Genomic DNA, 20,005 nt, shown 5'->3' with positions numbered 1-20,005 from the left:
GGTTCGCATGCCGCCCAATAGGCTTCAAGCCCTTTAATCAACTATATCTGCGCTTAATGCTTGAATGAGCAAGTCTTATACGTTTAAGGTGAATTTATTCACGGGTGGAAAGTTTTTCTGGCTTTTACCTGTCTATATTAAAGTGAGCATAGAAGTGAGCGATACAGACGAGCGCCAGATAAGCTTTTATCGCGACTCGGTGGCGTTAATCATTAGATGGTAGAGGTGTCAATTGGCTAAACATTCCCGTTTTACCCCAGGTATTCTTAAAAAAGCGCAGTGGCACATGCAAGATAACCAAGTGACGCCCGAAGCGGTGTTTCGCTCGCGCCGGCAGATTGTGAAAGCCATGGGGCTTGGTGCTATTGGTGCCAGTGTGCCCGGTTACGTGCAGGCCGGACTGTTCGATCTATTTGGCGATCAGCCTAAGTCCTCATTTATCACGACACCACTGACGTTTCAAACCAATAAGCAATACGGTGATGCCGATGTGTTAACCCCGCTTGATAAGGTGACGCAACACAATAACTTTTACGAGTTTGGCACGGATAAGCAAGATCCCTTCAATAATGCCCAAGGCTTTAAAGTTGATCCTTGGCAACTGCGTATTGAAGGTGAAGTCGAACGCCCCATGACGTTAGATTTTAATGATCTCACCAAAATGTTCCCGCTTGAGGAGCGTAATTATCGTCTGCGGTGCGTTGAAGCTTGGTCCATGGTGATCCCTTGGGTGGGATTTCCGCTGGCGGCATTATTGAAAAAAGTCGGTGTGACCAACAAGGGCAAGTATGTCGCCTTCGAAACCGCTTTTGATCCTGAGCAAATGCCGGGGCAGAAGAGCCGATTAATGGGCGGTGGTATTCATTATCCCTATGTTGAAGGCTTGACGATAGCCGAAGCCATGAACGATTTAACCTTAATGTCGGTTGGCTTGTATGGCAAAACCCTGCCGCCGCAGAACGGCGCGCCCATTCGCTTGGTGGTGCCGTGGAAATATGGCTTTAAGAGCATTAAATCGATAGTGCGAATTCGCGTGATGGATAAACAGCCGCCAACAAGTTGGAATCAACTTGCTCCGCATGAATATGGATTCTATGCCAACGTGAATCCGGCGGTGGATCATCCACGCTGGTCACAGGCCAGTGAACGTCGTATCGGCGAAGGGGGATTATTCTCAGCAACCCGCATCGATACCCAGCCGTTCAACGGTTACGGCGAGTTTGTGGCTTCACTGTATGACGGCATGGATCTGAGGAAAAACTATTGATGTTTGGTTTGTTTGAAAATATGCCATTTAGCGGGGATGACCTATGTTGAGATTAACCGCTAAGCACTTGTTTTGGCTAAAAGCGTTATTTCATTTGCTGGGTTTAGTGCCCATCGTCTACCTAGTGCTCACTGTAGTGTTAGGCCGTGCGGGCGGCGATCCTGTGCAGCATATTATTCACTACACAGGCATAGGTGCGTTAAATGCTTTAGCGGCGACCTTGCTGATTTCACCCATTGCCAAGCTGACTAAGCAAGGGCTGTTGATGCAGACTCGCCGTTTAGTGGGCTTATATGTGTTTGCCTATGCCACCTTGCATATCTTGGCGTTTTTTAGTTTAGATCTGTTATTTGCTTGGGAATTACTGTTTAGCGAGGTGGTAAAACGGCCGTATATTTTAGTCGGCGCAGTGGCTTATCTTATTGTCACCGCTTTGGCGATCACTTCGTTTAAAGCCTTGATGCGTAAGATGGGGCGTCGTTGGCAAACCTTGCATAATGGGGTGTATTTAGTCGCGATATTAGCGCCAATCCATTTTTACTGGTCGGTAAAATCGGAAATCATCGAACCGAGTCTGTATATTGTAGGTTTTAGTGTGTTGCTGCTGTGGCGTACGCCTTGGCTTAAGCGCATCCTCAGCCGTAAAGGGATGAGTAAAACCGTGAAAAAGACGACCAGTGGACAAGATAAAGCGTCGATAAGTCGATAAAATCAGCTTAAACGCATGGCGCGAGTGGTGAATTGCTGGCTTGTTTTATGTTTCTTTGTGCCTAACGCAAATTAAAAGTATAAAACAACAATGCCGAATCCAGATTCGGCATTTATCATTTAGCGAACTGTTCTGCTCAGTTAATCTAACTCAGTTAATCTTCTTGCTCAGGTGGCAAGACTTAACCTAAACCTTGAGTCGCTGACTTCATTTGAATGAACTCAATTTTATAACCGTCTGGATCTTCAACAAAGGCAATCTCTGTGGTGCCACCTGCGACTGGACCAGGTGCACGTGTTACTTTGCCTCCGGCTGCGGCAATAGCAGCGCAACGGGCGTAGATATCTTCATCGCCAATTGCTAAGTGGCCAAAGCCAGTGCCTAAATCGTATTTGTCAGTGCCCCAGTTATAGGTCAGTTCAACCACGGCTTGGCCTGTGGACTCTTCACCGTAACCTACGAAAGCTAAAGAATATTTGTATTCTGGATTTTCAGAGGTGCGAAGTAGTTTCATGCCGAGCACTTCAGTATAAAAAGCAATACTGCGTTCTAAGTTACCGACGCGGATCATAGTGTGTAATAGTTGCGACATAGGTCCTCTCTCTAAATAGATTCCGGTGGGGAGTATATCAAAAATGTCTCTGCGCATGACCACAAATCTCATCCATGGTGTTTTTATCACACTTGATCAATTCGATTGGTTAGGATAGGAAAACGCTGGCTGTCGACGGGCTAATTTGCGGATTGTGATAAGAAAATTGCCGATAAATTGGCTGTTGCTCACAAAACACAGAGACAAACATGGGATTTTACCGCGAGGTTGACGATAATACAGCCATACCAACTAGGAGAGTGAATGATGAACACCGAAGTTAAAATGGCCTTAGGCACTACAGTTGTAATTGCTTTATTTTTCAGCGCGTTCTTTGTTTCAATGTTTTAACGACTAATATTAGTTTGAGTTAACCCAGCTCCAAGTTAAGCAAAAAAGCCGCTATTGCGGCTTTTTGTTTGTCTGGGATCCAGTCTCATCAATGTGAAAAAAACGCTGAAACGTCAATTTGCTCGACTAAGTTGATTCGAAGCTTATTCTTCAGGATAGATTTTTTCTTTAAATTCGCACAAGTCTTCAATGATACAGCTGCCGCAGCGGGGTTTGCGCGCAAGGCAAGTGTAGCGGCCATGCAGGATAAACCAGTGATGCACATCGACTTTAAATTCTGCGGGAACCACTTTTAGCATTTTTTCTTCCACTTCAACCACGCTCTTGCCGGGCGCAAATTTAGTGCGATTGGCGAGGCGAAAAATATGGGTGTCGACGGCGATGGTTGGCCAGCCAAAGGCGGTATTGAGCACTACGTTAGCCGTTTTGCGCCCTACACCGGGCAGGGACTCAAGTGCTTCGCGGTTTTCAGGCACTTCACCATTGTATTTCTCAATCAAGATCTCACAGGCTTTGATCACATTGATGGCTTTGTTGTTATACAGGCCAATCGTCTTGATATATTCCTTTAATCCATCCACGCCTAAGGCATAAATGCTGTGGGCGGTATTGGCCACAGGAAAGAGTTTGTCCGTTGCCTTGTTGACACTCACATCCGTCGCTTGGGCGGATAAGGTCACGGCGACTAAGAGTTCGAAGGGACTGGAAAAATTGAGCTCGGTTTCAGGTTTCGGATTGTTATCGCGAAGACGGGTGAGGATCTGGATGCGTTTTTCTTGATTCATGTACGATTCCTGCGCGGTTGTTAGGTTCAACTCGTCATTATCAATAGGGTATTAATGATGATTGAACGAGTTTGAAACCTAGACCTGCTGATTTCCTATGCTTTGAGTTCTTATGCTGAGTGCTTATGCTTTGATATATTATGTTTTAATTCCAGTCGCTTAAGTGCGCTAGGCGCACATTAAGCGTTGAACACCATACTCTGTACTATGCAGGAATGAGGCCTTTATGTCGAAAGCCTAACCAACCTTAGTGATGCGCGCGCGGGTGACACTTGGCTCTGCGGCGACTTGAGGTTGGCGTTCTTTCACTTTTTTATCAATCACATTTTTCAATGCAATCAATAGTCCCATCACGATAAATGCGCCAGGTGGCAGCATAGCGAGTAGAAAAGGAGTGTCGACTTGCCATAAGTGGATGGTTAAGGATTTTGCCCATGGGCCGAGCAGTTGATCGGCGCCATCAAACAGTGTGCCTTGACCTAAGATTTCCCGCGTTGCGCCTAATACGGTCAGCACTAAGGTAAAACCGAGTCCCATCATCAGACCATCGAAGGCAGCGCTAAAGGCGTTATTACGCGAGGCAAAGGCTTCGGCGCGACCGATAATGATGCAGTTGGTCACAATCAACGGTAGGAAGATCCCAAGGGATAAATACAGACCGTAGGCATAGGCATTGATGAGCAATTGCACTGTGGTCACTAACGCGGCGATGATCATCACAAATACTGGAATACGAATTTCTTTGGGCACATAGTCGCGCACCAGTGACACTAAAATATTAGAGCCAATCAGCACCAACATAGTCGCTAGGCCAAGCCCTAGCGCATTCGTGATCGTCGCTGTGACCGCAAGCAGCGGGCACAAGCCTAATAGTTGCACTAGGCCAGGATTATTCTTCCACAGACCTTGCCAAGCAATTTCGCGATAATTAGTCATGGTTAGCCTCACAATTTAGCGGCTGGCTGAAAATTTGCGCTTGGTTATTATTGAAATATCCTACTGCGTTCTTGACTGCTTTGACATAAGCACGCGGGGTGATAGTTGCGCCAGTGAATTGATCAAAATCGCCACCGTCTTTTTTAACCAACCATTGTTTATCATCTGCCGAGCTTAACACTTTACCGACAAATTGAGTGACCCAATTGGATTTACGCAGATCGATTTTATCACCAAGCCCAGGTGTTTCTTGGTGGGCTAAGGTGCGAACACCGAGGACTTCACCTGTTGTTTTGATACCTACAATTAATTTGATGTTGCCGTTATAGCCATCGGGCGCAATAGCTTCAATGGCGATGGCCACAGGTTTGCCTGCACTGGTGGCTATATAGGCGGGCATTGGGCTGTCGGTTCCTAATGCGTCTTTATCCAGCAGCAAAGTACATTGAGCAGTTAGCTCGTTATCGTGCATCTCATCAGGAATTAATTGATGTAACACTCGCATTAATTCCTGCTGTTCTTGCTGCTTAATTTTATCAACAGTTTGTTGATTGACTGCGGCGACGAGCCCAGTGCAAATCAAGGCAAACAATGCCAATAAAAAACCATTTTTAATCATCGGATTTTTCAACTCTTTTTCCTTAAGCTCTCGTAGCCTGCAGAATGATGCTATCGCTTAGCATGACCTTAGTTCGTTGAATGGCCATAGGTGCGTGGACGCACGTAATAGTCAATAAAGGGCGCGCAGAGGTTAGCCAATAATACGGCAAAGGCGAAGGCGTCAGGGTAACCACCTTTCGTGCGGATGATATACACCAACACACCAATTAACGCGCCGAAGATAATGCGGCCACGGGGGCTGGTTGCGGCAGTAACGGGATCGGTGGCGATAAAAAACGCCGCTAACATGGTTGCGCCAGAAAACAAATGCAGCAACGGACTGGCTTGGTTATCGGGTGACAGTAAGAAACCAATACTCGATGCCACAAAGAGGCCTAATAACACGCCAGTGCTAATGTGCCAGCGAATAGCTTTAAGTTTAAGCAACACTAACCCGCCAGCAAGATAAGCCAAGTTGACCCAGAACCAACCTACGCCTGTGCTGCCATCAAAAATGGCTTTGGTGAGACTTTCTGTGGTGGTTAATCCCATGGATAAATCGGTTTTGAGGGTATCGAGTGGCGTTGCCATTGTCATGCCATCAATGCCTAAACGAAATTGCTCCATATTCACGTGCGCGCCAACATTAAAAATAAGTTGCAAGCTTTCAACAAGGCTGGGTGAATGCAGTGCAACTGTGCTCGGTGCTATCCAGGTGGTCATTTGCACAGGGAACGAGACTAACAGCAATACATATGCCGCCATTGCAGGGTTGAATAGGTTATGGCCTAAGCCGCCGTAGAGGTGCTTAACTATAACGATCGCAAAGGCGGTGCCCATGACGATCATCCACCAAGGGGCGAGGGGCGGAATGGCGACACCAATTAAGATGGCGGTGAGCATGGCGCTGTTATCGCTAAGGCTCGCTTTGATATTGCGATTGCGAAGTTTCATCACAGCGGCTTCGCAGCTTAAGGCGACGAGGATCGCCAGCAGGACTTGCACAAGTGTGCCCCAGCCAAAAAAGGCACATTGCACGACAAGGCCCGGCAGTAAACATAAAATCACCCTTTGCATGACCGTTGAGGTATGCAAGTTACGCGTTACATGGGGTGATGAGGCTATTTTAAACGCCATTGTGTTCCCTTTTAATCATTCTGTTCTTAATCATTAGTCACACTTGAGTCGCTCGAAGCGTTGGCTTCTTGGGCGAGTGCCGCTTTTTTGGCTTTTGCCTTGGCGATGGTCGCAGCAATCCGCGCTTTTTTCAGTTCATCACTGGATAACGGCGCCGTTTCAATGGGCTCTGCAGCAGATTCTACCGATGGCAAAACGGTTTCGGCTCCAGTTGTTGCAGCCTCAAGCGTTGCTGCTATCGAGGGCGATGCGACGTTAGCTTCAGTTTGGATCTCGTCAACGGACTCTATTTCAGACTCAGTTTTAGACTCCGCTGATGCAGCTGCTATTTTCTTAGCTTTAGCACGAGCAACAGCGGCGGCCACTTTGGCCTTTTTAATCGCTTCAGCGTCGTTAACGTCAGTAGTGGCTGTATCTGTATCATCATTCACATCTGCTTGAACGTTAGCTGTGGAATCAACTGCTGGAGTCGCGGTCTGGATTAAATCGCTCTCAGTATTTACCTCTGCTTGTTGGGCGGCTTTTTTCGCTTTAGCGCGAGCAACTGCGGCGGCCACTTTGGCCTTTTTAATCGCTTCAGCGTCATTAACGTCACTAACGATAATTTCAGTATTGCTAACTTCAATATCACTAGCGGCGGTTTCTACTTGCTGCGCCGCTTTCTTGGCCTTGGCACGAGCAACGGCTGCTGCTACTTTCGCCTTTTTATCATCGGCAGCGCTGAGCTCTGATGTGCTGTCAGCGGTTTCTGCAGGTTCAAGCGGCGCGGTATCGGTTTGCTGTGCGGCTTTTTTGGCCTTGGCGCGCGCAATCGCCGCAGCGACTTTGTCTTTCTGGGATAAAGGCGCTTCCTGCGCTATCACATCAGTGGCTGATTCAGTCGCATCAACATTCGCCGAACTGTCTATTTGAGCGCTATCTGTGTCCACACCATGTGTTTTAGTACTCTCGGTATTTGCTTGAGCGGCTTTTTTCGCCTTCGCACGGGCGATGGCAGCGGCAACGGCGGCCTTACCCTTTGGTGCTTCTGTAGTGTCAGTCGCTGTGGCGTTTAATTCTGCAGTTGCTGGTTGTTCTATTGTTGCTCCACCTGTGGCTGCTTGTGCCGCTGCGGCTTTTTTCGCGGCGATGCGTGCCATAGCCTCAGCAACGGCATTTTTATCTGTGCCTGTCATCGTCGCTTGTCGGCGCTCTGCAGCTTCTTTCGCTTTAGCTTCACGGGCCAGTTTTTCTTCTTCGAGACGCGCTAAGCGGGCATCGAAGCGTTGTTTAGCGCGCTCTGCTTGTTGCTTCTCATCGGCGGCTTGTTTAAGTGCCGATTTGGCAATGCGGTAATACTCGACTAAAGGAATATCACTCGGGCAAACGTAACTACAACAACCGCATTCAATACAATCCTTTAGATTGTAACTGGCGGCTTTGTCATATTCTTCGGCCTTGGCGTGCCAAAAAAGTTGCTGTGGCAACAAGAGTGCAGGGCAGGCAGTGGCACATTCGCCGCAGCGGATACAGGCTTTTTCTTCTGGCGCGCTACCAATTTCTTGGCTGCTGGGTACCAGAATACAGTTAGTGCCTTTTAAAATTGGCACTTGGATATTGGCTAACGCATGGCCCATCATAGGCCCGCCAATAATCACCTTTTGTTCAGCTTCTGGCGTGAATTCAGTTGCCGTCAGTATGTGATCAACGGGCGTGCCTATCGGTAACCAGTAATTTCCCGGTTTGCCGACATTTTTGCCTGTCACAGTCACTACGCGTTCAACCAAAGGCTTACCTTGGGTCACGGCTTGATGAATGGCAAAGGCAGTGCCGACGTTGTGCACTACAATACCGAGTTTGGCGGGGATCGACCCTGACGGGACTTCGCGGCCAGTAATGATTTGAATTAACTGCTTTTCACCGCCCGAAGGGTACTTTGTCGGGATAACCGTCACCCGAATGCTGCCTGCAGGGAGTCCGCATTGGTTGACTGCAGCTTGCATGGCTTTGGCCGCTTCAGGTTTATTGTCTTCAATGGCGATAACAATGCGTTTTGGTGCTAATAATCGATGGATTATGCCAATACCTGCGAGGATATCTTGGCTGTATTCGCGCATTAATCTGTCATCGGCGCTGATATAAGGCTCGCACTCGACGCCGTTGATGATGACTAAGTCGATTTCACTGACCGGATTTAGCTTAATATGAGCCGGAAACGCTGCGCCGCCCATACCCGCAATACCCGCTGAGCGAATTATATCGACGATTTGCTGATGGCTTAAGTCATCAAGTTGATTGGGTACTAACTCGCACCAGGTGTCCTTGCCATCGGCAGCAATAACGCAAGTGTTAACCGGCAGTGCAGAGGCGTGGTTACTGGCCCTTGGCTCAATAGCAACAACTGTGCCTGATGTTGGTGCATGTACAGGTAAATGCCAAATGGAAGTACCTTGCGTTAACGGCGTGCCTTTTAGCACCTTATCGCCAACCTTCACCGCAAGCGTACAGTTTTCACCGACTTGTGGCACTGGTACTAAGTACGTCGAGGCTAATGGCAATTGGCCAATCGGCGTCGCGTTGGAGAGAAATTTGACTTCAGGAGGATGTATACCACCGGGTGAGCGCCAAAGGGTTCCTTTATCTAATTGATCTAATAAAGTTAACACCGCTTTTCCTCTTCTAACTGTGGATCTTTGCTCTGAATCTCTTTGCTGAGAGTCTCTTGGATGAGCGTCACTGGGATGGCATTTAAGCGCCAGTTCCAATTTTTAAGATTCTGGGTAACAGGGATCATATCGATACAATCGACGGGACAAGGCTCAACACAAAGATCGCAACCAGTGCAGTCGGTTGTGAGCACGGTATGCATCAGCTTGCCTGCACCGATAATCGCATCCACAGGGCAGGCTTGAATACATTTAGTGCAGCCAATACATTCATCTTCGCGAATATAGGCGACTTTCTTGACCTGAGATTGTGCCTCGGCATTCAGCGGCTCTGGCTCAACGCCCATTAGAGTCGCCAGCTTTTCCATGGTGGCTGTGCCACCTGGGGGGCATTTATTGACTTTATCGCCATTGGCAATGGCTTCTGCATAAGGGCGACAACCTGGGTAACCGCATTGACCGCATTGGGTTTGTGGCAGAATAGCTTCGAGCTCATCGACAATCGGGTTGCCTTCAACCTTGAATTTAAGGGCGGCAAAACCGAGTAACACCCCAAAGACTAATGCCAATAGGGTCAACAATACGACTGCAATTAAAATTCCGGACATCTTACTTAACCAATCCTGTGAATCCCATAAAGGCGAGGGACATAAGACCTGCGGTGATCATCGCAATCGCACCGCCTTTGAAAGGCAAGGGGACATCGGCGGCCGCTAAACGCTCGCGCATCGCCGAGAAGAGAATTAACACTAATGAGAAGCCTAACGCAGCACCAAAGCCATAGATAGCCGACTGGATAAAATCGTGCTTCTCGTTCACGTTTAATAAGGCAACGCCCAATACCGCGCAGTTAGTCGTGATTAACGGCAAGTAAATCCCTAAGGCACGGTGCAGAGCGGCACTGGTTTTTTGCACCACCATTTCAGTAAATTGCACCACAACGGCAATCACTAAAATAAAGCTCATGGTTCGCAGGTAACTCAGATCAAAGGGTAATAACAGATACTGGTTGACGAGATAACTGAGAATTGAGGCTAACGTCAGCACAAAAGTGGTCGCCATAGACATGCCAATAGCGGACTCCAATTTGCTGGAGACCCCCATAAAAGGGCACAGGCCTAAGAATTTCACTAAAACGAAATTGTTGACCAGCACTGTACTGATCAACAGGAGGAGATATTCAGTCATCCTAATACTTTTCTAAACGGATCTTGGCCGTATTATCGACTTTTCCGTATGCATAAACAACATATAGAATGCAGGGTTAACCATCTTTACTGTAAATTTTGGCGACGAATTAACCCGTTAAAGTATTAAATCTGATCTGTAATGGCCATAGCTTGTGGCTGTGCGATGTAATAGCCCTGTAATCCATCGATGAGGAGTTTTTCGAGGGTCAATTTTTCTTCTTGGCGTTCGACACTGGTAGCGATGACCCGGATGCCAATCCGCCTTGCGACATCCACCATCATACGCACGAAGAACTTATTGTTGCTGTCTTCATCGATATTAGAAGTGTAACTACCATCGAGCTTGATGAAGTCGGGCCGCACTTCGCTGAAGAATTTGAAGGAGGTAAAACTCATACCAAAACGCTCAATCGACACCCGCGAACCGACACTGTGCACTTCGCGGACAAACTTATAACTCGCCCCTAAGTTAGACTGCATTCCGGACTCGTTGATCTCAAATACTAAGCGCGAGGCGATGTATTTTTGCTTACCTAATATGTCCTTCAACCAAGCGACAAACATGTCTTGATGGGCCGAAAATGCGCTGATATTGATACCAAAGTTACCGGTAATGGTCGGGTTTTCCTTAAGTATTTTTAATGCACTGATCACCACCAGTTTATCTAACTCAGTACTCATACCGTGACGTTCAGCCATGGCAATCACTGTGGTGGTGGGTAAAAACTTGCCTTCGCTATTATAAAAACGGGCTAATAACTCGCGGTAAACTTCGACATCAGTACGACACGGCTGAATAGGTTGCTGGTAAAATTTTAATGCTTGGCGAGTGACTAAATCATTGATCGCCATCTTCCAGCGATCGTCTCCAAATTGTTCATCACCATTGAGTTTTTCTTGGATATGATAGCTATTGGGCCCAAGGGTTTGCGCTATGCTGACCGCAGTATCGGCAATGGTCAGTAAATTAGCCGCTTCCACTCCTTGGTTGTAGGGGACTAAGCCTATATGGGCAACGGATTCCGCTTTTGTCATCTGCTGATATTCATCGAGGTAAATCTTTAGCTGGTCTAAAAATTTCGGTGCATCTTTGAGCATAACTTCGGGAATAAACACTGCAAAATCAGCACTCGCTACTCGAAAATATTCGGCATCAGGATAGCTGCTACAGGCTTTACGGATACAATTGGCGACTCTTGCGAGATAATCATCTCCCGCTGTTCGCCCTTGTTTCTGGTTTATTTGCGCCAACTCGGTCGCTTTAACCATAGCCATCAAGCCCAATTGAGGAATATTTGGATTACTAATGGTTTCTAGTTTTTTTGTAAATCCTGGGCGGGTGCTAAAACCTGTCACTGTGTCTTGATAGGCGGCTTTATGTAGCTTTTCGTTTTCTTGATTGAGCTTATCGATTTGAGTTTTAAGTTGCAGGCGACATTCTTCAAGGGAAATACCAATAGGGTTGAGCTCGCCAGTCAGCTTTGATGATGCGACTGCAGAAAACCCTAACTCAGGTATTTTGGAAATATAATCAGCAGCATAACGTATTGCAGTCCTATGTTTTGACATTAATAGAACAAACACTAACAGTAATGTCAGATAAGCCACTAGCAACATGAGGCCAAGTTTTTCAGTGTTGCTAATTGCCGTATCAATGGCTTGATTGGCGCTGAGTTTGACTTGTAAACGACCGGCTGCCAATTTTTGTGTGTGGCTAAGGTCGATGGAAAATAAACTGGCTAAAGGATGGGAGTGTTGGCTGTCTAAGCTGCCTTCGGTATGGCTCAGTTGCCCGTCGGTATCATCAATATATTGGAAGAACTGAAATTGGTAGTCTTGAGATAGTTTTTTGAAGAGTTCAGTGCCATTACCTTGCCATTCTTGGTAGCGGATTAAGCTGGATTTAAAACTATCGAGTTCTTGCTGCTGTTGGACTTGCAATTGACTGTTTTCACTTTGATACACCCAAGCAAAAAGACCTAAAAAAATAAGCAGTAAAAAAATTGGATATGATTTTGACATGGCCATAAAAATCCGCTCTAGATTTTGGTGAGTACGAACAGGATAAGTTTAAGTCAAGAATGCTTAAAAACCGCTATCTGTGTGAAGATACTCAGAAATTTGTTTAATAAGCTGGTAACAGTGTAACTGCATTTGCTTAAAAACAAAACGAAAAGAATAAGTTGCCAAGCAGGAGTGAAACTGAGGAATGGGGTGTTGAATTAGAAAATATGGCTCCCCTGACTGGACTTGAACCAGTGACATACGGATTAACAGTCCGCCGTTCTACCGACTGAACTACAGGGGAGTAGAGGGTGCGATATTGCTATCGACTTTTAAGAAATAACACTTTGAATATGGCTCCCCTGACTGGACTTGAACCAGTGACATACGGATTAACAGTCCGCCGTTCTACCGACTGAACTACAGGGGAATCGGGTGCGATATGGCTATCGACTAAATTACTTGCTTTAAATTGGCTCCCCTGACTGGACTTGAACCAGTGACATACGGATTAACAGTCCGCCGTTCTACCGACTGAACTACAGGGGAATCGTTTTAAAACAGCAGTGCAATAATGTAAGTGGCTCCCCTGACTGGACTTGAACCAGTGACATACGGATTAACAGTCCGCCGTTCTACCGACTGAACTACAGGGGAATCGATTACATATTGTTACTGCTTGTTCTTACTTGCTTTTACTCTGCGTTAAATTGGCTCCCCTGACTGGACTTGAACCAGTGACATACGGATTAACAGTCCGCCGTTCTACCGACTGAACTACAGGGGAATCGTTTCACACAGTCGTAGCGACTCGTTGAGAACGGAGCGCATAGTAAAACGCTCTGTGGGATGAGTCAACTCGAGTTACTAAAAAAAGTGTAATTATGCTGTTAAGTGCTCATCTAATGTGCATCGTGGTGCAGAATTCGACATTTTTAGTGAAAAACCACTTAACAATTCGCAATATAGCTTTGAACGCCGCTACCGTTCGCAGGGTGAAATTGCTATAAAATTGAAATCACTCGTTAAAAAATAAGCACTTTGGGAAATCAGTTGAGCTCAGAGTCAATAAATAGACTTAAACAATTTAAATATAAAGCGCTACCGGATATTGCTGCGGGTTTAATTCCTCTTTTCTACTGACTGATAAGCATTGGGTTAGTTTGGTAAGCCAACATAGTGATGCAGTGTTAAGTTATCGCAGCAGCATAAAGAGGGATATAGAGCTTTGGTAAACCTCAAGGCTTAAACCGTGAGGCACATTGCTGTATGGTCGGCGATTAACGAACGCTTCTTTCTTCGGTATGGCATACGTCACCATGTCCGATGCAAGATTGGCTAGCAAGTTAAAGGTTAAGCTGCCTATACGTCGTATGTCGTATATAGAAGACATTTGCTGTAAAAGTGAACTATTAATGTAATGGCGTTGAAGCGTATCTTGGCTTCGAAAGTAGAATAATTAAGGAGTGCTAGAGTATTAATCACTGGTCTATGCTAGGTTTTAGCTTAGCGCCAACAAGTAATTCAACGAGATTTGATCGCCGTTCATTGCTTTTTAAACGTTAAAGTGTTCAATTCAACACGCAATATGTGACTGATTTTAATTTAGCTTTCATCAAATTAGCCGTATCTGTTACTCAAGTCGAATGGCTTACAACGCAGTGAAGAGCAAGGGTAGTTGCAATTAGTGAAATTGATACAAGTAGCAACATTTATCAAATGTAATTAAATTACTAAATGTTGACTGGCTGTTATTTGGGGGCATGACAGCCTCCAATCCCGCGTGGTTTCTAGGTTATTTCGACTTATCAACAAAATCTGTGGATAACCCTGTGAGTTGTCCTAATAAACGGCCGTCAAAGCCTTGGCGTATGGGCGGCGGACTTAAAATGCACTATTTTGGGGTTCAAAAATAAATATAAGCATTATCAAGTGCATACTAAAAGCAAGTGGTTTTTATTGAGGGGGTAAATCAGGTTGCAATTTTGTAATCTAACGAAATTGATTTCTTGTGTATTAAATTGGCATTTTTGCTTAGTTTGCGGGTGTTTTGTAAGCAAAAATCGTTGAAAATGACTTGGTGTAAAAGTTTCATGTTGCTTCCACTAAATTGTCATCTGGCGGTGTTGCTGCGTAATGAACGGCGACAGTAAGGATAACTGTGGAGCTTAGTCGGTGACTTGATTAGAATGGGGCGACTCATTAAAAGGATATGTGCGCGTGTCAGAATCTGTTTTTCAGCTTGAATCGCAATTCGCCCCCGCAGGCGACCAACCTACAGCGATAGACAAATTAGTCGATGGACTCGAAGCGGGTTTAGCTTGCCAAACCTTACTTGGGGTGACGGGCTCAGGTAAAACCTTTACGATTGCCAATGTGATCCAAAAGTTAGGTCGCCCGACAATTATCATGGCGCCGAATAAAACCTTGGCGGCGCAACTTTATGGCGAGATGAAAGAGTTCTTTCCCCATAATGCGGTCGAGTATTTTGTCTCTTACTACGATTACTATCAGCCAGAAGCCTATGTGCCTGCATCTAACACCTTTATTGAGAAAGATGCGTCAGTAAATGCCCACATTGAGCAAATGCGCCTGTCGGCGACCAAGGCGCTGTTAGAGCGCAAAGATGTGGTGCTCATCGCCTCTGTGTCGGCCATTTATGGTTTGGGTGATCCCGATTCCTATTTAAAAATGTTGCTGCATCTGCGCCAAGGCGATGTGATGGGGCAGCGTGATATCTTAATCCGTCTCAGTGAGTTGCAATATACGCGTAATGATATTGAACTGCAGCGCGGCACCTATCGCGTGCGTGGAGAAGTGATTGATGTTTTCCCCGCCGATTCTGAGCGTAATGCCATTCGTGTTGAATTGTTTGACGATGAGATTGAGCGTTTAAGTGAGTTTGACCCGTTAACGGGCCATATTATTAAACGGATAGCACGTACGACAGTTTACCCTAAGACTCACTATGTGACGCCGCGGGAAAAAATTATCGCCGCCACTGAGTTCATTAAAGAAGAACTGCGTGAGCGAAAACAATATTTACTCGATAACAATAAGTTAATCGAAGCGCAGCGTATTCATGAGCGAGTGCAATACGATGTGGAAATGATGGTGGAGTTAGGTTACTGCTCCGGTATCGAAAACTACTCGCGCTATTTGTCTGGCCGCGCTCCTGGGGAAGGGCCGCCAACCTTGCTCGACTATTTGCCCGCTGACGGCTTATTAATTATCGACGAATCCCATGTGACTGTGCCGCAAATCGGCGCTATGTACAAAGGTGATCGTTCCCGTAAAACCACGCTCGTGGAATACGGTTTCCGCTTACCGTCGGCATTAGATAACCGCCCGCTCAAGTTTGAAGAGTTTGAACAATTGATGCCGCAGACCATTTATGTGTCGGCGACGCCAAGTGCCTACGAGTTAGCAAAGAGCGAAGGCGAGATTGCAGAGCAGGTCGTACGACCGACAGGGTTACTTGATCCTGAATTAGAAGTGCGCCCAGTCGGTATTCAAGTGGATGATTTATTGTCCGAAATCGCCAAAAGGGTGGCGGTGAATGAGCGGGTATTAGTCACAACACTGACCAAGCGTATGTCGGAGGATTTGACCGAATACCTCGACGAGCATGGTGTAAAAGTGCGTTATTTGCATTCCGACATCGACACGGTGGAGCGAGTTGAGATCATCCGCGATCTGCGATTAGGAAAGTTTGATGTGTTGGTTGGGATCAACCTCTTGCGCGAAGGCTTAGACATGCCGGAAGTATCTTTGGTGTGTATTTTAGATGCCGATAAAGAGGGCTTCCTGCGTTCTGAACGCTCGCTTATTCAAACTATCGGCAGAGCCGCGCGAAACGTCAATGGTAAAGTAATCCTCTATGCTGACCGTATTACTAATTCGATGGCCAAAGCCATGGGTGAAACTGAACGGCGCCGCGAAAAACAGCGGGCTCATAATCTAAAACATGGGATCATTCCGAAGGGGGTGGTTAAACGTATTACAGATGTGATGGATGTGGATGATGGTCGTGACACCAAAGCTGTGTATGGCAAAGTGGCAGAGTCTAAGTCCGATTACCACAAAGTTGATGCAACTGAGTTGAGTCATCAAATCGATAAGCTTGAGAAGAAGATGCACGAACATGCGCGCAACTTAGAGTTCGAACAAGCGGCGGCGATGCGTGATGAAGTCAAGCATTTGCGGGACTTGTTGATCAAGGCCTAGGTTTACTTTAACGCTAAAAATTAAAAAAGCCGTCCAGCAATTATGCTGCGACGGCTTTTTAATGTCTGTCAGTGAATTAAGCAGAGGCTTTTACGTGGCGAAACTTTAGCGTGATGAATACCGCTAAAGCACAAATCAGCCCACAGATTAAACCGACCAAATGCGCCTCGGTTGCCACGCGCGCGCCTATCATGGCGGTGACATCATTGCTGGCGCCATAAAGCTGTTCGTGGCCGACTTTAATGATAACACCAAGTAACAGCAGATAGCCTGAACGTAGCTTGCGGATAATATCCTGCACCGCGCCGTAGGCGAATAGGCCGTGCAACATACCGCTTAAGCCGACATAACCGAGCAATTGCGGGTAGCCCAAATATAAACCTATACCTTCGAGTAGACATAACACAAGAAATAGCGCGCTTAAGCCTTTGAGATGGTAGTGGAAATGATGCAAAAACAGCACAACCCACAGACCCGCAAGATTCATCAACAGGTGCCACTGATTCGTGTGAAGTAAATTACCGCTGATTAAGCGCCACCATTCACCATCAGCAATAGCACTGCGGCGATAGGCGAGTAGGTTGTCGACAGCAGGACTGGCTAAGCCTGCGACATACAAACCCGCACATATCAGACTCACCACCAGCGCGACCCAATAGGGACTGCGTGTCATGCATTTGGCTCGCTAGCGTCGAGTGAAGCCATGACTGCGGTTTTATCCTGCAGATAGTCGTCCAGACCCCGTTTACGCAGATGACAGGCAGGGCAATCGCCACAACCATCACCAATCACACCGTTATAGCAAGTGAGGGTATGGTGGCGAACCAGATCGAGTTGCTGATATTTATCCGCCAGCGCCCAGGTTTGTGCCTTATTGAGCCACATCAAAGGCGTGATGATCTTCAGTTGTTTATCCATGCCTTGAACTAAGGCTGATTCCATCGCTTTAACAAAATCGTTGCGACAATCTGGGTAACCCGAAAAATCGGTTTCACACACGCCGGTGATAATCGCTTCAGCGCCTAATTGATAGGCATAAATGCCCGCAAGCGTTAAAAACAGAATATTACGTCCAGGCACAAAAGTATTCGGCAGGCCATTTTCCATTAGCTCATGTGAGACGGGAATCGCATCACGGGTAAGTGCCGATATCGCTAACTCATTGAGTAATGTGACATCCATGACTTTATGACTAGTGATCTTCAAGCGTTTGGCTAAGGATTTGGCGACTTCAATTTCTTCGCGATGACGTTGACCGTAGTCAAAGGTGATCCCGTGTACTTCATCGTACTGGGTTAGGGCTTGGATAAGACAGGTTGTCGAATCTTGTCCGCCACTGAATACTACCACTGCTTTGGACGCTAAGGGTTTTGACACTAAGCTCGTTGACATAAAGGATTTCACTTAACCGTAGAACACGCATAAATAGGCCGTTAGTGTAACTCAGGCCATAGGGCTTGCAAACTCTGGCGATCTACATCAAATAGGCTTTCTCGGCGCAAAAACTTGCAGCTCAAGCTAAAATCCACTATAAATGCCGCCCCAGAAAAGTGGAACGCCAGCATGAACTACCCAGTCAACGAAGTATTTGAAACCATTCAAGGTGAAGGTGTCTTTACCGGAGTGCCCGCCATATTTGTTCGCCTGCAAGGTTGTCCCGTGGGATGTGCTTGGTGCGATACGAAACAGACATGGGATGTGCTTGAAGTGAATAAAGTGACGCCAGAGCAAGTCATTAGCGTAGACGGCACTATTGGTCGCTGGGCAGATCATACGGCGCAAAGTCTTATCGCAGCTTTTCATGCCAAAGGTTTCACTGCGCGCCATATCGTGATCACCGGCGGCGAGCCTTGTATGTACGATTTACGCGAATTAACTGAAACTTTTCACAGCCAAGGCTTTGCCACCCAAATCGAAACCAGTGGCACCTTCGACATCAACTGTGCCGATGACACTTGGGTGACGGTATCGCCCAAGGTGAACATGAAAGGTGGCTATAAGGTATTAGCGCAGGCGCTTAACCGTGCCAATGAGATCAAGCATCCCATCGCCACTGAAAATCACATTGCTGAATTGGATGAGTTACTGCAAGGCATCGATATTTCCACGAAAACGATTTGCCTGCAGCCGATTAGCCAAAAGCCCAGAGCGACTGAACTGGCGATGAAGGTGTGTATTGCCCGTAATTGGCGTTTATCGATCCAAACCCATAAGTATTTGAATATTGATTAATGCTCTTGGGTTACTCTACCAACGATAAAAAACGCCTCACAACTGTGGGGCGTTTTTTATGGCTGACGTTTAGCGGTGGACTTTAAAACCGTCAACTCAAGGGATTTAATCGAGTCGGTTAATCAAGCTCGCTTAGTTGACCAAAATGATTGAATGCCGCAAGTTGGCGCTGATAGGGGGCAATATCACCAATATTAGCTGCAATCCAATCAGCATCGTAATAAGTATCGAGATAACGCTCACCCGAATCACAAATTAGGGTCACGATTGAGCCTTGCTCTCCGCGCGCTTGCATTTGTACGGCAAGTTGCAATGCACCGTACAGGTTAGTGCCCGTCGATGCGCCGGTTTTACGGCCAATCAGTTGTTCTAACCAATGAATTGTCGCCACTGATGCTGCGTCGGGGATTTGCAGCATAGTATCGACAACGCCAGGAATAAACGATGGCTCGACTCTTGGTCGACCTATGCCTTCAATCTTACTGCCATTGCAACAGGTTAAGCTGGCATCGCCACTCTGATAGAAATCAAAAAACACCGAGTTTTGTGGATCAACTACGCAAAGTTGGGTCGCCAACCTTTGATAGCGGATGTAACGGCCTATGGTCGCCGATGTGCCGCCTGTGCCTGGACTCATCACTATCCAACGCGGGATTGTGTGTGGCTCGCGTTCCATCTGATTGAAAATAGAATTGGCAATATTGTTATTGCCGCGCCAGTCGGTCGCGCGCTCGGCGTAGGTGAATTGATCCATATAATGGCCGCCAAGCTCTGCGGCGAGGCGTGCCGATTCGGCGTAAATCTCACTGGAATGATCGACAAAATGGCATTGGCCGCCATAGAAAGTGATCTGCTCAATCTTCTTTTTAGCCGTGCTTTTAGGCATTACGGCAATAAAAGGTAAACCGAGTAAGCGGGCAAAATAGGCTTCAGAAATCGCCGTGCTGCCCGATGAGGATTCGATAATCGGCGTACCTTGCTTAATCCAGCCGTTACACAGGGCATAGAGGAAGAGTGAGCGGGCGAGGCGATGCTTTAAGCTGCCTGTCGGGTGGGTACTTTCATCTTTAAGATAAATATCTATGCCATCGAGCATAGGTAATTCAAGTTTAATCAAATGGGTATCGGCGCTGCGCTGAAAATCCGCTTCAATCTTGCCTATCGCATGGGCTTCCCACGTTGGGCAGAGTCTGCGAGCGCTGTGTGAGTCCACTGGCGGTTGAATTGTGTTAGATATCATCATAGTCACTTCGAAAGGGATCATTGTTAGAGCATATCACAGGGACGTGCAAAGCGGTTTTATTGGATCTGCTTGGCGTTACTCGCTTGG

Annotated in this window: 16 protein-coding genes and 5 tRNA genes; 4 read left to right on the top strand and 17 right to left on the bottom strand. The window is 46.7% G+C overall.

Annotated features, from left to right (window positions below; genetic code table 11):
- Positions 1-232: 232 nt before the first annotated feature.
- Complete coding sequence (gene msrP / locus Q4Q46_RS10235; RefSeq protein ID WP_126492015.1) at positions 233-1,267, top strand: protein-methionine-sulfoxide reductase catalytic subunit MsrP; 1,035 nt, start codon at positions 233-235, stop codon at positions 1,265-1,267.
- Positions 1,268-1,310: 43 nt separating this feature from the next.
- Positions 1,311-1,976, top strand: a complete 666-nt coding sequence (gene msrQ / locus Q4Q46_RS10230; protein ID WP_311905888.1) for a protein-methionine-sulfoxide reductase heme-binding subunit MsrQ — start codon at positions 1,311-1,313, stop codon at positions 1,974-1,976.
- A 181-nt stretch (positions 1,977-2,157) separates the two neighbouring features.
- On the opposite strand, the gene gloA is transcribed toward msrQ, so the two are convergent.
- The 14 genes from gloA to Q4Q46_RS10160 form a co-directional block, all read right to left on the bottom strand.
- Complete coding sequence (gene gloA, locus Q4Q46_RS10225) at positions 2,158-2,568, bottom strand: lactoylglutathione lyase (protein ID WP_006087315.1); 411 nt, start codon at positions 2,566-2,568, stop codon at positions 2,158-2,160.
- Positions 2,569-3,062: 494 nt separating this feature from the next.
- A complete protein-coding gene (gene nth, locus Q4Q46_RS10220) occupies positions 3,063-3,704 on the bottom strand; it encodes an endonuclease III (protein ID WP_311905887.1) in 642 nt (213 codons plus the stop codon).
- Between the two features lie 237 nt (positions 3,705-3,941).
- Positions 3,942-4,640, bottom strand: coding sequence for an electron transport complex subunit E (locus tag Q4Q46_RS10215; protein WP_006081538.1), 699 nt, complete (start codon positions 4,638-4,640; stop codon positions 3,942-3,944).
- A complete protein-coding gene (gene rsxG, locus Q4Q46_RS10210) occupies positions 4,633-5,271 on the bottom strand; it encodes an electron transport complex subunit RsxG (protein ID WP_226058516.1) in 639 nt (212 codons plus the stop codon). The genes Q4Q46_RS10215 and rsxG overlap by 8 nt, the downstream gene beginning before the upstream one ends.
- A 56-nt stretch (positions 5,272-5,327) precedes the next feature.
- A complete protein-coding gene (rsxD, locus tag Q4Q46_RS10205) occupies positions 5,328-6,377 on the bottom strand; it encodes an electron transport complex subunit RsxD (RefSeq protein WP_311891058.1) in 1,050 nt (349 codons plus the stop codon).
- A 26-nt stretch (positions 6,378-6,403) separates the two neighbouring features.
- The gene (rsxC, locus tag Q4Q46_RS10200) at positions 6,404-9,022 is read right to left on the bottom strand and encodes an electron transport complex subunit RsxC (RefSeq protein WP_311905886.1); all 2,619 of its coding nucleotides are present in this window, start codon (positions 9,020-9,022) and stop codon (positions 6,404-6,406) included.
- Positions 9,016-9,630 (bottom strand): electron transport complex subunit RsxB, encoded by a 615-nt coding sequence (gene rsxB, locus Q4Q46_RS10195; protein WP_311905885.1) that lies wholly within the window; start codon positions 9,628-9,630, stop codon positions 9,016-9,018. Before rsxB ends, rsxC begins: the two co-directional genes overlap by 7 nt.
- Before the next feature lies 1 nt (position 9,631).
- The gene (rsxA, locus tag Q4Q46_RS10190) at positions 9,632-10,210 is read right to left on the bottom strand and encodes an electron transport complex subunit RsxA (protein WP_006081543.1); all 579 of its coding nucleotides are present in this window, start codon (positions 10,208-10,210) and stop codon (positions 9,632-9,634) included.
- Positions 10,211-10,335: 125 nt separating this feature from the next.
- Positions 10,336-12,240, bottom strand: coding sequence for an EAL domain-containing protein (locus Q4Q46_RS10185; protein WP_311905884.1), 1,905 nt, complete (start codon positions 12,238-12,240; stop codon positions 10,336-10,338).
- Between the two features lie 204 nt (positions 12,241-12,444).
- Positions 12,445-12,520 (bottom strand) — tRNA-Asn (locus Q4Q46_RS10180).
- Between the two features lie 50 nt (positions 12,521-12,570).
- Positions 12,571-12,646, bottom strand: a tRNA-Asn gene (locus tag Q4Q46_RS10175).
- Between the two features lie 43 nt (positions 12,647-12,689).
- Positions 12,690-12,765, bottom strand: a tRNA-Asn gene (locus Q4Q46_RS10170).
- Between the two features lie 32 nt (positions 12,766-12,797).
- Positions 12,798-12,873, bottom strand: a tRNA-Asn gene (locus tag Q4Q46_RS10165).
- Positions 12,874-12,927: 54 nt separating this feature from the next.
- Positions 12,928-13,003: transfer RNA gene (locus tag Q4Q46_RS10160), tRNA-Asn, on the bottom strand.
- A gap of 1,433 nt (positions 13,004-14,436) precedes the next feature.
- On the opposite strand from Q4Q46_RS10160, the gene uvrB reads away from it, so the two are divergent.
- Complete coding sequence (gene uvrB / locus Q4Q46_RS10155; protein WP_311905883.1) at positions 14,437-16,443, top strand: excinuclease ABC subunit UvrB; 2,007 nt, start codon at positions 14,437-14,439, stop codon at positions 16,441-16,443.
- Positions 16,444-16,519: 76 nt separating this feature from the next.
- On the opposite strand, the gene rrtA is transcribed toward uvrB, so the two are convergent.
- Together rrtA and queC are read right to left on the bottom strand one after the other, a co-directional pair.
- Positions 16,520-17,116, bottom strand: a complete 597-nt coding sequence (gene rrtA, locus Q4Q46_RS10150) for a rhombosortase (protein ID WP_311905882.1) — start codon at positions 17,114-17,116, stop codon at positions 16,520-16,522.
- Positions 17,113-17,835: a 7-cyano-7-deazaguanine synthase QueC gene (gene queC, locus Q4Q46_RS10145; protein WP_107404460.1), complete on the bottom strand. Its 723-nt coding sequence runs from the start codon at positions 17,833-17,835 to the stop codon at positions 17,113-17,115. The genes rrtA and queC overlap by 4 nt, the downstream gene beginning before the upstream one ends.
- A gap of 171 nt (positions 17,836-18,006) precedes the next feature.
- On the opposite strand from queC, the gene queE reads away from it, so the two are divergent.
- Positions 18,007-18,675, top strand: a complete 669-nt coding sequence (queE, locus tag Q4Q46_RS10140) for a 7-carboxy-7-deazaguanine synthase QueE (protein ID WP_311905881.1) — start codon at positions 18,007-18,009, stop codon at positions 18,673-18,675.
- A gap of 118 nt (positions 18,676-18,793) precedes the next feature.
- Here queE and Q4Q46_RS10135 read toward each other — a convergent pair whose 3' ends face one another.
- Entirely contained in the window at positions 18,794-19,939 is a 1,146-nt protein-coding gene (locus Q4Q46_RS10135) for a PLP-dependent cysteine synthase family protein (protein ID WP_311905880.1), read from the bottom strand.
- Positions 19,940-20,005 lie beyond the last annotated feature (66 nt).

Source organism: Shewanella vaxholmensis (genome assembly GCF_031932135.1).
Classification (GTDB): Bacteria; Pseudomonadota; Gammaproteobacteria; order Enterobacterales; family Shewanellaceae; genus Shewanella; species Shewanella hafniensis.
This window is presented reverse-complemented; position numbering and strand designations above follow the sequence as displayed.